Annotated in this window: 11 protein-coding genes; 5 read left to right on the top strand and 6 right to left on the bottom strand. The window is 60.6% G+C overall.

Features of this window, described 5'->3' with window-relative positions; all coding sequences use genetic code 11:
• The first annotated feature begins 16 nt into the window (after positions 1 to 16).
• The gene (locus ACM2ZB_RS13175; RefSeq protein WP_313439388.1) at positions 17 to 607 is read left to right on the top strand and encodes a malonic semialdehyde reductase; all 591 of its coding nucleotides are present in this window, start codon (positions 17 to 19) and stop codon (positions 605 to 607) included.
• An 82-nt stretch (positions 608 to 689) separates the two neighbouring features.
• Positions 690 to 1,400, top strand: coding sequence for a YceI family protein (locus ACM2ZB_RS13170; RefSeq protein WP_313439385.1), 711 nt, complete (start codon positions 690 to 692; stop codon positions 1,398 to 1,400).
• Between the two features lie 79 nt (positions 1,401 to 1,479).
• Here the strand turns inward: ACM2ZB_RS13170 and ACM2ZB_RS13165 are convergent, their stop codons facing one another.
• The gene (locus tag ACM2ZB_RS13165; RefSeq protein WP_416055777.1) at positions 1,480 to 1,881 is read right to left on the bottom strand and encodes a hypothetical protein; all 402 of its coding nucleotides are present in this window, start codon (positions 1,879 to 1,881) and stop codon (positions 1,480 to 1,482) included.
• A gap of 106 nt (positions 1,882 to 1,987) precedes the next feature.
• Here ACM2ZB_RS13165 and ACM2ZB_RS13160 point away from each other — a divergent pair, with 106 nt between their 5' ends.
• Positions 1,988 to 2,773, top strand: a complete 786-nt coding sequence (locus ACM2ZB_RS13160) for a hypothetical protein (protein ID WP_416055776.1) — start codon at positions 1,988 to 1,990, stop codon at positions 2,771 to 2,773.
• 69 nt (positions 2,774 to 2,842) lie between these two features.
• Here the strand turns inward: ACM2ZB_RS13160 and ACM2ZB_RS13155 are convergent, their stop codons facing one another.
• Both ACM2ZB_RS13155 and ACM2ZB_RS13150 read right to left on the bottom strand, forming a co-directional pair.
• The gene (locus tag ACM2ZB_RS13155; RefSeq protein WP_416055775.1) at positions 2,843 to 3,640 is read right to left on the bottom strand and encodes a siderophore-interacting protein; all 798 of its coding nucleotides are present in this window, start codon (positions 3,638 to 3,640) and stop codon (positions 2,843 to 2,845) included.
• 63 nt (positions 3,641 to 3,703) lie between these two features.
• Positions 3,704 to 4,267 (bottom strand): PadR family transcriptional regulator, encoded by a 564-nt coding sequence (locus tag ACM2ZB_RS13150; protein ID WP_416055774.1) that lies wholly within the window; start codon positions 4,265 to 4,267, stop codon positions 3,704 to 3,706.
• Positions 4,268 to 4,902: 635 nt separating this feature from the next.
• On the opposite strand from ACM2ZB_RS13150, the gene aceE reads away from it, so the two are divergent.
• Complete coding sequence (gene aceE / locus ACM2ZB_RS13145) at positions 4,903 to 7,590, top strand: pyruvate dehydrogenase (acetyl-transferring), homodimeric type (protein WP_416055773.1); 2,688 nt, start codon at positions 4,903 to 4,905, stop codon at positions 7,588 to 7,590.
• A 146-nt stretch (positions 7,591 to 7,736) separates the two neighbouring features.
• Here the strand turns inward: aceE and ACM2ZB_RS13140 are convergent, their stop codons facing one another.
• The 3 genes from ACM2ZB_RS13140 to ACM2ZB_RS13130 all read right to left on the bottom strand — a co-directional run bounded on the left by ACM2ZB_RS13140 (position 7,737) and on the right by ACM2ZB_RS13130 (position 10,149).
• A complete protein-coding gene (locus ACM2ZB_RS13140) occupies positions 7,737 to 9,230 on the bottom strand; it encodes a P-loop ATPase, Sll1717 family (protein WP_416055772.1) in 1,494 nt (497 codons plus the stop codon).
• Positions 9,231 to 9,304: 74 nt separating this feature from the next.
• Positions 9,305 to 9,685: a hypothetical protein gene (locus ACM2ZB_RS13135; RefSeq protein ID WP_416055771.1), complete on the bottom strand. Its 381-nt coding sequence runs from the start codon at positions 9,683 to 9,685 to the stop codon at positions 9,305 to 9,307.
• A complete protein-coding gene (locus ACM2ZB_RS13130; RefSeq protein ID WP_416055770.1) occupies positions 9,682 to 10,149 on the bottom strand; it encodes a hypothetical protein in 468 nt (155 codons plus the stop codon). The genes ACM2ZB_RS13135 and ACM2ZB_RS13130 overlap by 4 nt, the downstream gene beginning before the upstream one ends.
• Positions 10,150 to 11,588: 1,439 nt before the next feature.
• On the opposite strand from ACM2ZB_RS13130, the gene ACM2ZB_RS13125 reads away from it, so the two are divergent.
• The gene (locus ACM2ZB_RS13125; RefSeq protein WP_416055769.1) at positions 11,589 to 14,231 is read left to right on the top strand and encodes an AAA family ATPase; all 2,643 of its coding nucleotides are present in this window, start codon (positions 11,589 to 11,591) and stop codon (positions 14,229 to 14,231) included.
• Positions 14,232 to 14,234 lie beyond the last annotated feature (3 nt).

Genomic DNA, 14,234 nt, shown 5'->3' with positions numbered 1-14,234 from the left:
CCCTGGAGCTCCACCGATGTCCCACGCGCTCGACGCTGCTGCACTGGACCAGTTGTTCCGCACCGCCCGTACCCAGAACGCCTTCCTCGACACGCCGGTGGAAGACAGCCTGCTGCACGCTCTGTACGAGCTGGTGAAGTGGGGCCCCACCGCCGCCAACGGCAGCCCGGCGCGCTTCGTGTTCGTGAAGTCGGCCGAAGCCAAGGCCAAGCTGGCCCCGGCCCTGTCCGAAGGCAACCATGACAAGACCCTGGCTGCGCCGGTCACCGTCATCGTCGCCTTCGACCAGGACTTCCACGAAAAGCTGCCGTACCTGTTCCCGCACACCGATGCCAAGGCCTGGTTCGACGGCCCGCGCGAAGGCCGCCACGAAGGCGCGTTCCGCAATGGCAGCCTGCAGGGCGCCTACCTGATCCTGGCCGCGCGCGCGCTGGGCCTGGATGCCGGCCCCATGTCCGGTTTCGACAATGCCAAGGTGGACGAAGCCTTCTTCGCCGGCACCACCATCAAGTCGAATTTCCTGGTCAACCTGGGGTACGGTGACCCCTCGGGCCTGTTCCCCCGTCTGCCGCGTCTGTCGTTCGACGAAGCGGCGCGCATCGCGTAAGTCGCTGTATCGGTTTCGGGCCGTCGCCTTGGCGGCCCCTGCTGCACCTTGTACCCACCCTACGATCCGGAGAGTTCCTCAGATGAGCGCCACCCGTAAACTGCTGCTGCCGCTGGCCCTGACCCTGGCCATCGCCGCCTGCTCCAAGCCGGCCGACACCGCTGCCCCCGCCGCCGATGCCGCCGCCCCGGCTGCCACCGAGCAGGCTGCCGCCACCCCGGCCGCTGATGCCGCTGCTGCCGCCCCGGCCGCCGAAGCGATCCAGATCGCCTCGGGCACCTACAAGCTCGACCCGAGCCACACCGACGTGCTGGCCCAGTGGAGCCACTTCGGCTTCTCCAACCCCAGCGCCCACTTCGGCAACGTGGAAGGCACCCTGGTGTACGACGCCGCCGACGTGACCAAGTCCACCGTGGAAGTGAAGCTGCCGCTGAGCGGCCTGAACAGCTTCACCGCCAAGTTCGACGAACACCTGAAGAGCGCCGATTTCTTCGACGCCGCCAAGTTCGCCGATGCCACCTTCAAGAGCACCAAGGTTGAAGCGGCCGGCACCAACAAGCTGACCGTCACCGGCGACCTGACCATCAAGGGCATCACCAAGCCGGTCACCCTGGATGTCACCATCAACGGCGGTGGCGAGCACCCGATGGCCAAGGTTCCGGCCGCCGGCTTCGACGCGACCACCACCCTGAAGCGCAGCGATTTCGGCGTCGGCGCCTACGCTCCGAACGTCAGCGATGAAGTGAAGATCCGCATCACCACCGAAGCCACCGGCGAAAAGCCGGCGGCTTGATGCACCCCGCTCACTCGTCGTGAGAAGGCAGAAGGCCCGCTGAAAAGCGGGCCTTCTTTTTTGGGTGCGGGGGGCGCGCTCAGCGCTGTGCAATCAACCACGCGGCGCATGCATCGCTGGGGCTCTGCTTGGCCTTCACCGCCATGCCGCTCACGCGCACGAACGTCTGTGCGGCCTGGGCGACCACGTTGCGGGCGATCAGCGCGGCCTGCTTGGTCGCCGCCTGCTGCTTGCGCAGCTGCACGATGTGCACCGACGGGCGGCCCACCGGCGCGTACTTCTGGTCGCGGCGCAGCACGTCGGCCACCTGGGCCACTTCGAATTCGGCCTGCAGGAAGCGATGCTCGGCCTCCAGCAGCTCGCGCAGCGGCGCGCGCAGGGCAGCCGGGTCGGCGAAGGCGGCCAGCGCCGCATCGCAGGCGGCGTCATCGCTGAAGCGGGTGCGCAGCTTGTCGATGCCGGCCAGGGTCAGTTTGCCCATGGTGGGCCTCACAGGTGCGGGAAAGGAGCGCGATTGTGGCAGAGAACAGCCGAGCATGGGCTCAGCCCTACAATGGGCCGCTGGTTCACCCCACGGAAGGAACAGCATGCAGGAAGCGCAGTACTGGTTGAACGAATTCTGGGCGGGCCTGAGCGTGCTCGACCTGGTTGCAGGCAGCGTGCTGGGTACGCTGCTGGGGCTCGGTATCGGCCTGGGCCTGTGGTACGCCGCGCACCGGCGCGGGTGGCTGCGGCGGCAGCGGCGCTGGCACCACTGGCTGCTGGCCACCTACGTGGTGCTGCTGCCGCTGGGCACCGCGTTCTTCGGCCTGCAGCTGGGCTTTACCGGCGGCGGGCACCGCGCGTTGCTCAAGCAGATGGACCACTTCCAGCCGCACCTGCAGACCCTGGTGGGCAGCTGGGGCCGCGGCTTCGCCGATTCGCTGGACGACCCGCGCATGCGCGAAGCGCTGCACCGCCAGGGCACGGTGGGGGACGTGGCCAATGCCGTGGCGTCGGCCTACCTGGAAGCGCACCCGTTGCCGGTGGTTGAACGCCTGGGGGATGGCGTGGTGGCGCGCGGAAGCGCGTGGGTCATCGGCAAGGTGCGCGAAGGCGTGCTGCGCGGCCTGGTGGAAGACACCCTGGTGGACAAGGCCGGCGTGGTGGGCGTGGAGCCCAAGGTGGTGCGCGAGGCGCTGACCATGCAGGTGGAAGAACTGCTGCACACCCGCGGTGTGGTGCGGCTGGTGAAGGCGCAGATCAACGGCATGATGCCCGGGGTGTACTTCGGGCTGCTGCTGCCGTGGCTGGTGATCGTGCTGCTGGTGGCGCTGGAAATCTGGGCCGCTCACCGGTTCGGGTGGGTGCGGCGGGCAACACCGCCCCTGTAGAGCCGAGCCCATGCTCGGCTTTCCGGTGAAGCAGCCGAGCGTAGGCTCGGCTCTACAGAATCGAGGGCTTCAATCGCCGTCGGTTTCGTCCGGGTGGGCCTTCCAGTAGCCGGTCGAGCGGATCCAGTCGCGCGGCACGCCCAGGTGGCCTTCAATGAACTTGCGCATCATCCGCGCGCGGCGCGATTCGGTGGCGATCCAGTAGAACGTGTCACCGTCCGGTGCCTCGAAGTCGGTCAGCATGTCTTCCAGCAGCGTGCTGCTGGCCGCCGGGAAGCCGTTGCGCTCCAGCCAGTGGATGCGCACGTTTTCGTACTGCGGCAGGTCCTGGCGCTCGTCCTCGTCGCTCACTTCAATATACGCCTGCACTTCCGCGCCATCGGGCAGCACGTCCAGCCAGCGGGCAATGGCCGGCAGCGCGGTTTCATCGCCCATCAGCACGTAGGCGTCGTAGTCATCGGCCACCACGAACGAACCGCGCGGGCCGCCAATGGACAACGTGTCGCCCGGCTTCGCGCGCTCGGCCCACGGCCCGGCAATGCCCTGGTCGTGCAGCACGAAGTCGATGGCCAGCTCGCCTGCTTCGTGGTCCCACCAGCGCGGGGTGTAATCGCGCGCCACCGAATGTTCCTTGCCCTCGGGGTAGCGCGGGCCTTCGGCGGTCATCACCGGTAGCACCATTTCGCCGCTGCTGTTGGGGAAGAACAGCTTGATGTGGTCATCCGGGCCGGGCGAATCGAAGCCGGCCAGGTCCTCGCCGCCCAGCACCACCCGGCGCATGTGCGGGGTAATGGTTTCGGTGCGCAGCACGGTCAGGTGGCGGAAGCGCACGTCCAGGCGCAGGCGCGTGTTTTCATGTTCGGTCATTGCAGTACCTGTGCAGGTAGGCGCGCAGCAGGCGCGCGGTGTGGGGGAACGACCTGGCGGGATTCAGTCTGGCTCGGTCGGGATAACAGGGGGCGCGGCATCGCCCAGCGTGCCGTTCAGCAGCGCAGACGCACGCGACAGCTGGGCAGCCACGGCTTCGGCCTCGCCCTCGCGCCAGCGCCCGTGGTGGCGCACCAGTGCCTGCTTGAACTCGCGCAGGGCAGCGGCCAGCGGCGGCGGCAGCGATGCCTTGGTGATCTCGCGGGCACGGTCGAAGGCGCGGCGCTGGGCCAGCCGCACCTGGGTGCGCTGCACCTTCAGTTCGAATTCGCCGGCGGTGGTGATGCGGAACACCCGCCGGCCCTCCACCTCTTCCGATTCCACCCAGCCGGCCTGCTCGAAGCTGGCCAGCAGCGGGTACATGGTGCCGGCGCTGGGGGTGTAGGCCTGCATGAACAAGCCGCTGATGTGCTGGATCAGTTCGTAGCCGTGGCGCGGCTGTTCGCCAATCAGCGCCAACACCAGCAGGCGCAGGTCGCCCCGGCTCAGCACGCGCGGCTGGCCGTTGCGGCGGGGGACGGCGGCAGCATCGTCGCTGCGCGCCCGGGGGGAGGCTGTACGGCTCATATCGATATATCGGTAACGAGTGCGCAAACGATATATCGATAAGCAGAACCGGACAAGTACGGTTTTGGGCCAGACCCATGTGCGAATCCGGCCACAGGCGAGGCGGGGCAAGGGTTCAGGGCAGGGCGTGCGCGCGCTGCAGGCCACCATTGCGTGGCCCGGCATCCATTCCGGGCCACGCAACAGCGGCTGCGGGGTGCCCCGGTACACGGGGCTGGCAGACGGGCGGTAAACCGCGGGAAGGGGCCTGCGCACCGCCACCGTGCGCAGCGGGCCCCACCAGCGTCCAGAGCCACACGCGACACGTTGCCGCAGGGTTCATCGCCGCCCGGTCAGAGATGCCTTACACGGTGCCGGGTTGCCCTACTACGGTCATCCGCAGCAGTAACACTGCGTCCTGCACATGCACCCAGCAGGCCGGAAACGACAGCTGGCGCGGTGCCTGCCACCGCAGAAACAGGTGCTTGCGGGCGCTTGTCCCGCCGACCACTGGCCCGGGACAGCCCTTGCGGACACTGGCTGCAACCCTCCATACGGCAGCGTAGCCAAGTGACGAAAGCCCTTGGTGCGCTACACTTTGCGGTCTAGAAATCTATACAACAGTCGCGCGCGTGCGTGCGGTAATGGGAGCGCTAATGAACTGGTTGAACGAAGTGCTGAACAACGACACCAATCCTGTAGAGACCCAGGAGTGGATCGAGTCGTTGAAGGCCGTCATTGATGTCGAGGGCCCCGAGCGCGCGCATCAGCTGTTGGAAGGCATGGTGGAACTGACCCGTCGTTCGGGCGCCTACCTGCCGTTCTCTCCCACGACCGAATACGTCAACACCATCGATCCGCAGCTGGAAGCCAAGAGCCCCGGCAACGCGGAACTGGAATGGCGCATCCGCTCGATCATCCGTTGGAACGCGATGGCCACCGTCGTGCGTGCCAACCGCAAGCCGGGAGACCTGGGCGGCCACATCGCCTCCTTCGCTTCGGGCGCCACCCTGTACGACGTGGGCTTCAACCACTTCTGGCGCGCCCCCAGCGACAACCACCCGGGCGACCTGCTGTTCATCCAGGGCCACAGCGCCCCGGGCATCTACGCGCGCGCCTTCCTGGAAGGCCGCATCAATGAAGAACAGCTGGACAAATTCCGCATGGAAGTGGACGGCGGTGGCCTGTCGTCCTACCCGCACCCGTGGCTGATGCCGGACTTCTGGCAGACCCCCACCGTGTCGATGGGCCTGGGCCCGCTGGCCGCCATCTACCAGGCGCAGTTCATGCGCTACCTGGAAAACCGTGGCCTGATCGAGAAGTCCGACCGCAAGGTGTGGTGCTTCATTGGCGATGGCGAAAGCGACGAACCGGAAACCCTGGGCGCCATCGCGCTGGCCGGCCGTGAAGGCCTGGACAACCTGATCTTCGTGGTGAACTGCAACCTGCAGCGCCTGGACGGCCCGGTGCGCGGCAACGGCAAGATCATCCAGGAACTGGAAGGCGTGTTCCGTGGCGGCGGCTGGAATGTCATCAAGCTGCTGTGGGGCGGTTACTGGGATGCCCTGCTGGCCAAGGACACCAATGGCGTCCTGAAGAAGCTGATGATGGAAACCGTCGACGGCGAATACCAGAACTGCAAGGCCTTCGGCGGCGCGTATACCCGCGAGCATTTCTTCGGCAAGTACCCGGAAACCGCTGCGATGGTGGCCGGTCTTTCCGACGACGACATCTGGCGCCTGAACCGTGGTGGCCACGACCCGCACAAGGTGTACGCCGCCTACCACCAGGCTGTGAGCACCAAGGGCATGCCGACCGTCATCCTGGCCAAGACCGTGAAGGGTTACGGCATGGGCAGCGCCGGTGAGGCACTGAACCCGACCCACCAGACCAAGAAGCTGGACGACGAAGCGGTGCGCCACTTCCGCGACCGCTTCAACATTCCGGTGACCGACGCGCAGCTGGCCGATGGCCAGGTGCCGTTCTACCACCCGGGCCCGGATTCGCCGGAAGTGCAGTACCTGCAGGAGCGCCGCAGCGCCCTGGGCGGTTACCTGCCGCAGCGCCGCCGCAAGGCCGACAAGAGCTTCAACGCACCGAAGCTGGAAACCTACGAGCGCCTGCTGAAGAGCAGCGGCGAGCGCAGCTATTCCACCACCATGGCCTTCGTGCAGAGCCTGAACATCACCCTGCGCGACAAGGAACTGGGCCCGCACATCGTGCCGATCGTGGCCGACGAAGCCCGTACCTTCGGCATGGAAGGCCTGTTCCGCCAGATCGGCATCTACGCGCCGTTCGGCCAGAAGTACAAGCCGGTCGACGCCGACCAGCTGATGTTCTACCGCGAAGACCAGAGCGGCCAGGTGCTGCAGCAGGGCATCAGCGAGCCGGGCGCCATCAGCTCGTGGATGGCCGCCGGTACCAGCTACTCGGTCAGCAACGTGCCGATGCTGCCGTTCTACATCTACTACTCGATGTTCGGCTTCCAGCGCGTGGGCGACATTGCCTGGCAGGCAGCGGACATGCGTACCCGCGGCTTCCTGCTGGGCGGCACCGCCGGCCGCACCACGCTGAACGGTGAAGGCCTGCAGCACGAAGACGGCTTCAGCCACCTGGTGGCTGGCGGCATTCCCAACGTGCGCAGCTACGACCCCACCTTCGGCTTCGAAGTGACGGTGATCCTGCAGCACGGCACCAAGGCCATGATGGAAGACCAGGTAGACGAGTACTACTACCTGACCCTGATGAACGAAAACTACACCCACCCGGAAATGCCGGAAGGTGCAGCCGAAGGCATCGTGAAGGGCATGTACCTGCTGACCGACGCCGGCAAGCCGAAGAAGGGCGACCTGCGCGTGCAGCTGCTGGGTTCGGGCACCATTCTGCGTGAAGTGATTGCCGCCGCCGAGCTGCTGGACAAGGATTTCGGCGTGACCGCCGATATCTGGTCCTGCCCGAGCTTCAACGAGCTGCGCCGCGATGGCTTCGATGCCGAGCGTGCCAACCGCTTCCACCCGGAAGGCGAACAGCGCAAGGCCTACGTGACCGAGCTGCTGGAAGGCCGCCAGGGCCCGGCGATTGCCGCCACCGACTACGTGCGCGCGTATGCGGACCAGATCCGTGCGTTCGTGCCGATGAGCTACACGGTGCTGGGTACGGATGGCTTCGGTCGTTCGGATACGCGTGCGAACCTGCGTCGCTTCTTCGAGGTTGACCGGTACTACATCGCGCATGCCGCGATTGCGGCGCTGGCGAAGGACGGGAAGATGACGCCGAAGGATGTGGCCCGGGCGATCAAGCAGTACAAGATTGATCCGGAGAAGGCTAACCCTGTTGGGGTTTGATCTCGTGATTGACTGACGGGGAAAGGCGGCTAAAGGCCGCCTTTCCTTTTTTCACTTTCGCGATACTAATCGCGAGCTTCCGCTGGTTTTGCCGTTACGCTAGTTGGAAGATTGCCGCCGCAATGAGTCGCTCCAGCGCGAATTGTTCAGACGATCTGAAGCGCCTTAAATAGGCCGCGATGAACCACGATTTTGTTCTTGTAGTTCATTTGTGCGTCCTTGTGCGTATATTTAAATACAAAATAGCTATGATTAAGTGCAGTTCCGATTACGCTAAATATGAAGAGAACTTGCAGGCAGAAATTTATGTTGCTTCTGCTCGCATCTGGGTCGACCACGGACCGATACGCAAGCTCAAAATCTGAATATGAGAAATTCCATTTTCCGACCTCTGTCATGGCATCAAAAATCTGCCTAATTGTGGGGAGGATCGCGAATATCTCGTCTCTCAGTTCGTCCTTAAGGTAGGACGAAAAAGCAGTGTCTACGCTTTTTATGATGTCTGAAGTGATTCGCCCTTGATGAGTGGCGACGGCTCTTGCCGCGCACTCCTGCAGATACTTAACGAAATCTCTGGGCCTTAGGTACGTGGATCGCGCCATGTAGCTGAACGTATCCATCCTGTTTCGCTGACGTGTCCCGTAGGGCATTGTCGGAGCGCCGATAAATTTCGGCCAGATTTCCTCGAAGGGGAGGGGGTGTGCGGCCGACGGGTCAAGCGCGCGGGTGAGGCGAAATGCAACTACATCCCGCGCCTTCTGCTCATCCCAGAACAAATCTATCTTAAAGTCGCTCCATTTATTCTTATCTGAGTCATCCATCAGCGAATAGATGTCGTCTCGCAGAAAAACAATGGGGTTCACGCGGAAGCTAGGCTGTTTAAATCGAGCTTTCACATCCTGCACAGCCTTAAAAAGACTTGTCAGAAGAGCAGTGTAGCTTTCGAATTTTGCGGATTCGGCGATCAAAGAGTAATCTTCATCAAGCTCATCGAATATTACGAAATATCTTGAGTTGTCGATGTTCTGATGAATGAAATCCTCAAGGATATCTACTCTTGTGATCCAGCTTGGCGTTTCATTCGTAGATCTTCCAGAGCCGCTAACCTTAAGGCTAACGGACAGAGCGGATATTTCAAAATCACTCGCAGTCCATTTTCCTATTCTTCGATCCAGGGTTAATTCCGAAGTTCCAAATACCTTCTCAATGCTATCTCGGGCGGCGCGAGATATTGCTTGATTTCTAAGCATCATCTGACAGATGGTGCTGTAAATAAGGTATTTCCACAGCGTTATATACTGGTTTGGTTGTGCAAAGCTGCTGTTATTTAGGCCGTACAAATCGTTGAACGGAAAGTTCTTAAATGTGAGTTTCTCTGAGAAGGTGTCGTGATCCTGAATCCCGCCAATGTACTCGGAAATTGCAGTTTTACCGGATCCCTTTCTTCCGATGACGTACGCGCGCTTGCCATCCTCAATGGATGCAACTTCCTTGACATGGAAGAAGTATCTACTGTTGTCCTCATTTCTCGCTTCAAGCTTCCACTCCGAAACTTCCACAAGTACTTTTTCGGATACTAGCGAGCTATCCAATTTAAACTCAATGTCATCGTCTAGTTCTGTTGCTTCGCCGTTTTGCATTGTTCGCTCCTTGATCTTGCTTGGCAGAAATACACTGCCAGCATCCGCCGGGTGCGCGCTTTCCTAATTATTACTTAGTTCTTCTGCCATTCGGCAGTCATTATGATTTCATCCAGTGCATCCCCTACGCCAAATCGTTTTTCCTTAACAATTTTCAACAAGTCAGAGAAGGTTTCGAAAGCCTCTTTGGTTCCAATCTCTCGAGTTGAGTATCGAACAAACTGAATGTGATCCCAGGCTTCCGGGTACTCGTTGCCCTCAATTTTCGCGAGATCTTCAATAGTCTCTGGGCCTGTATAAAGAAAAATTGCTAAATCATCGTTAGTTTCAAGTATGGACCATTTGAATTTTTCATTATAAAGAAAGAAAAATTCGCTGGGGGACATCCCCATGATCGACGTTCCAATAAGGTCTGGCCTGGAAACCATTGCGTTAACTGCTGCTACTATTTTCATCGTTTCATCTCGCTGGCAGACTTCACTGAATCCCCAAAGTTCGCGTAATCTAAGTGTCTCACCATCTCCCTTAATTCACTTAACATCGCGCGTTTCTGGGGCTCTGAAATAATCTTTCGTCCCGATGCTGCATTTCTCATGCGAGAAGATATGTCGCTCAGCTCTTCCCGGAGAAATGGGCTTCCGTCGATCTGTCCGCAAATTTCTAGGAACAGGCTGGCTATTTCGATAGAACTTGCTGGCTCTGCTCCCTTTGTGCTCGCAAGAAGCTCAATCTTGATTCTCAGCTCTGACATGCTGTCTCTATGGGCGAAATTATTAAGAGTCTTAATTAATGACTTTATCTCTGGGCCGTTTTTAAAGAATACTATCGCAGCAATTACGGTTGCTGTAATGGTGCCTAGGTCGGCAATCAATTCGATTATCATAATTAGAGCCGAGAGAGCTGGCTTTAGCCATTCCATGACTAGCATCTGGGTCCTATAGGCTTCGATTGAAGTATTTTTTAAATGCGAGTGCACGCCGGCTCACCGTTCCCTGCAAAATGTGTGCAGCTGCAGCGCACATCGAGATCATCCTTTCAGTGAAATAAGAAGAAATCCTAGAAGAAACGATTGCTGTCCATGAGGTCAGCGACTATTCCAATAGAGCTTATTGGGCCTAGGCCAGTAATGATGCCTGGGCGCTGTAGATGCGCGGTTACTTGGCCTTCTGAGCGCATCATCCTGCATTGCATCTGCTGACTCGCGACGGGAACCCTTAGATGTGTGGTGGCGCGCTGCTCGGGATAACCAGAGGCGAGGCATGGAGATGGATGGATGCGGATGACTATCAAGATAGTACACCAGGAGTCAGTCGGCGCCGAGCGCTTGGCTGGGTGCCTTGCCATCCGCCGACAGAGCGTCAAAGGATCACGTAATCACCGGCAGTTCTCTCCTCATGTCATGCGATCAGGTTACGCATAGGCGGCGGCATGATGATGAGCGCGCGCTTCAGCGCGGCCGAACGGACCTGGTCTTGCCCGTCTGCGACCAGTGCCAGCCAAGCGGCTGTCGAGGGCTAAAGACGATCGCCACCAAAAGACGTCGTCAGCCAGCGAGCGTTTCCGCCCCAGCACCGCTCGGTGACCCATTGCTGATCCGCCCCTTCATCATGAGAATCGTCAGCTTCGATACGCGGTCGGGGACCGAGAGCGCGGCTACGTACCTGCAGCGATCGAGCTGAAAGATCCGCTGGACGGAATCCTGTTCACACCTAGCAACGGAGCCGCAGTTCGGTAGCGGCAAGATGGCTCGACATCTATCATATAATTGACGGCCTCCGCCAGCTTAAAATCGAGCTCGTTCGAACGTTTTTCCTTACTTTTTCTGGGGGGCGTCCGAGATGCCGCGCCGCATCACTTGCAACGTTTGATCATCGAAATGGCAACACCCTCGGCTCTAAAAACCACCAAGAGCGAGAACATCAGTTCTCGTCTTTCCCAGTAGCGGGTGCCAGCTTTGTTCGGGAGCGGCTCCCAGGCATTGCCTCACCGCAGGCCCTCCGCACGTCCCGCCGTTGGCGCTCGCACGGCTCGTGCACATCTTCGGGCTTGGCTTGCAGGCGTCCTCAATGCCGCGCTTGCCATTCTCGACCGATCTCTCGATCTCCGCCGTGGTCAGGTCGCACCGCCAGCTGGCAGCCACGGCTATCCTCTGGTGGATGATGTCAAGCGCCAACGCCAACGCCGGCCTGCACCAGAAAATACCACGTTTGATAGCTTCGCCCATTATCTAGATCCCCGGCATCTCCTTCATCGAAAATATCACCTGGGCTTCAAAGCAGCTGATCATAGAGGAAGGGTGGTGACGCAAACGGCTCGCTTCAATTATGATGGTGCCGTACTTACTTTTAAGAGCTGCGCATGGGACGCATCAACTCGCCGATTACTTTAGAGAAATTCGTGGTCGGCTCTGAGTACTCAAGGCAGGATGTTGCACAGCTCGGTGGTTTGCCAATTCCTTCCGAAGTCTATGGCTCCGCTTGGGCGGACGGTATCCTAGAGCTCGAGAATGCTGTGGTGCTATTTGTTACGCTCGAGAAAGGGTTGGGGGTAAGCTATCTCGATGTCTTCGACGGCACTGAATTCTATTGGGAGAGCCAGAATCGGAACAGGCAATCGTCTCCCATCATCCTTAGGATCTCCTGCGGCTCGCCCACCTATCTGTTCGCCCGACTGAGAGCAAAGGTCCGTGGCACATCGAGTGCCGCTCCCTTCGTCTACTGCGGGAGGCTCGACTTCGTGGCAATGGATGGCGAACACCCCGTTACGTGCCTGTTTGGTGCGGTCGATATTGGGAGTGGCCACGGCGACAGCGTGGCTGAGCTCCTGGAGTGGCGGCCAAGTGTCTCCTCGGATGACTTCTCCGCACGCCAAGTGCGGCTTAGGGGAGGCACCAGGAAGATTCTGCCGCCGGCGATTGCTCAAACCTTTCCTAGCTCCAGGCCTGCCGTACTGACTAGCCAGCCCACATACGAAGTGGTGCTCACAGATGGTGCCATACGCAACGGCTACATCTCAGTGGACCCCAATTGGCCAGGCTTCGATGCAGCCATGCTCGGCCGCCCAGATGCAGCTTCAGGCCGAGAGGCGACCTTCACGTTTCCCGATGGCTACCAGGTCACCTCCGATCTGCGCGCCAGCGGACCAGGCTCCGCTCGAATCCGTGCAAGGGTTGCGCCTGCCTTTAGGCGTCTTGGCGTGGTCGCCGGCGACTCGCTGCTCATTGTCCAAGAGACGAGTGGGCAGTACCGAATCGAAGCACGCAAGGACGGCCGAGATACGTTCGAGCTCGGCTACGCACGTCTGCGTGAGCGCTTCCTCGCAAAATTCCCTGGCTTCAGCGGCTTCTCTGATGACCAGCGCCTGCTGCGGGAAACCAGCTACAAGCGGCACTTGGTAGAGCATTACCACGCGATCATGCTCCCAGCGCTCGGTAGCGGGCAGCCAGAAGAAGTCTGGTCTGCATTGACCAGGCTGCTTAAAGTCCGTGTTGGCGCTGAGAATCCGCAACCTCAGAACGTCGTCGGCTGGCGAATCGTTGCGCAGCTGGCCGACTTGCCGGAGGGCGATCGCGCGGCGCTGGGCAGCGCTGTCCTTTCACTGCTTTCAGGGCAAGGCGGCGACACTGCGCTGGATGCCTTTAATGAATCCTCATCCAAGCTAAGCCCACCGCTGCAGCCAGCTGGCCAACGCTCGCTCTCAAGCCTGTTGCTCACTCTCAAGGATTCGACGCGCTACTTCTTCATCAAGACTGGCCAGATGCGCCGTGCGCTGGGTCTGCTCGATCCGACCTTCGACTTCCGCAAAGGCGGCATGACCGGTGAGGAGTGGGAGCGCATCCGTGCGCTGTCCTCTCGACTGGCAGCACGTCTAACGGAAGACGGGTGGCCGCCCGCAGACATGATCGATGTTCAGTCCTTCCTCTGGGTGGCCATCGCCTATGAGCAAGGCGATGGAGCCGAGGCTGAGGAACAAGAAGATGAAGCTGTGGAACAGGACGACGACATGCCCGTGATTCACGCTCCTTCCAATACCATTCTCTTCGGCCCGCCCGGTACCGGTAAGACCTATGGTGTAGTGGACAAGGCACTAGAGATCCTTGATCCGGAACTCCTGGCCGCGATAAAGGGGCAGGGGGCCGCCGCGCGCGCCACGCTGAAGCGTCGCTTCGACGCGCTACACGATGAAGGGCGCATCCGCTTTGTCACCTTCCATCAGAGCTTCGCCTACGAAGATTTCGTGGAAGGACTCAAGGCTCGTGCCGGCGAGAGTGGTGCCCTCGAGTATGGCGTCGAGAACGGTGTCTTCCTCGAGCTCTGCATCGATGCCCAGCACAGCGACCTGCCTTACGTCCTGATCATCGACGAGATCAACCGCGGCAATATCGCGCGCATCTTCGGTGAGCTCATTACCCTCATCGAACCAAGCAAGCGTCAAGGCATGGACGAGGCGCTGTCGGTTTGCTTGCCGTACTCCAAGCAGAAGTTCGCTGTGCCGGCGAACTTGCACCTCATCGGGACGATGAACACGGCGGACCGCTCGCTTGCTGCAATGGACGTGGCGTTGCGTCGACGCTTCCGCTTCATTGAGATGCCGCCGCAGCCGGAGCTACTCGATTGGAGTGTCGAAGGTGTTCCTGTGGGCGAACTGTTAAGCACGCTAAACAGCCGCATTGAGGTGCTGCTGGGCCGGGATCATCTGATCGGCCATGCCTACTTGATGGGCGCCAAGGACCTTCCTGCGCTTGCCGATGCGTTCCGCCTCCGTATCCTGCCTCTGCTGCAGGAGTACTTCTTCGAAGACTGGCGCCGCATTTCTTGGGTCCTGAACGATGACGCTAAGCCTCATGCCGAGCGTTTTCTGCGCCAGCGCGAGCTGCAGTTGAACCGACTGTTCGCGCCCGAAGTCCAGCTCGCCCCGGACACGGCCAATTGGTACATCCATGAGGCGGCATTCGAGCAGGCGGCCAGCTACAAGGGAATCCTCGTCGGTCAGGCAGATTGATCG

It is taken from the genome of Stenotrophomonas maltophilia, from assembly GCF_047782825.1.
Taxonomy (GTDB): Bacteria; Pseudomonadota; Gammaproteobacteria; order Xanthomonadales; family Xanthomonadaceae; genus Stenotrophomonas.
This window is presented reverse-complemented; position numbering and strand designations above follow the sequence as displayed.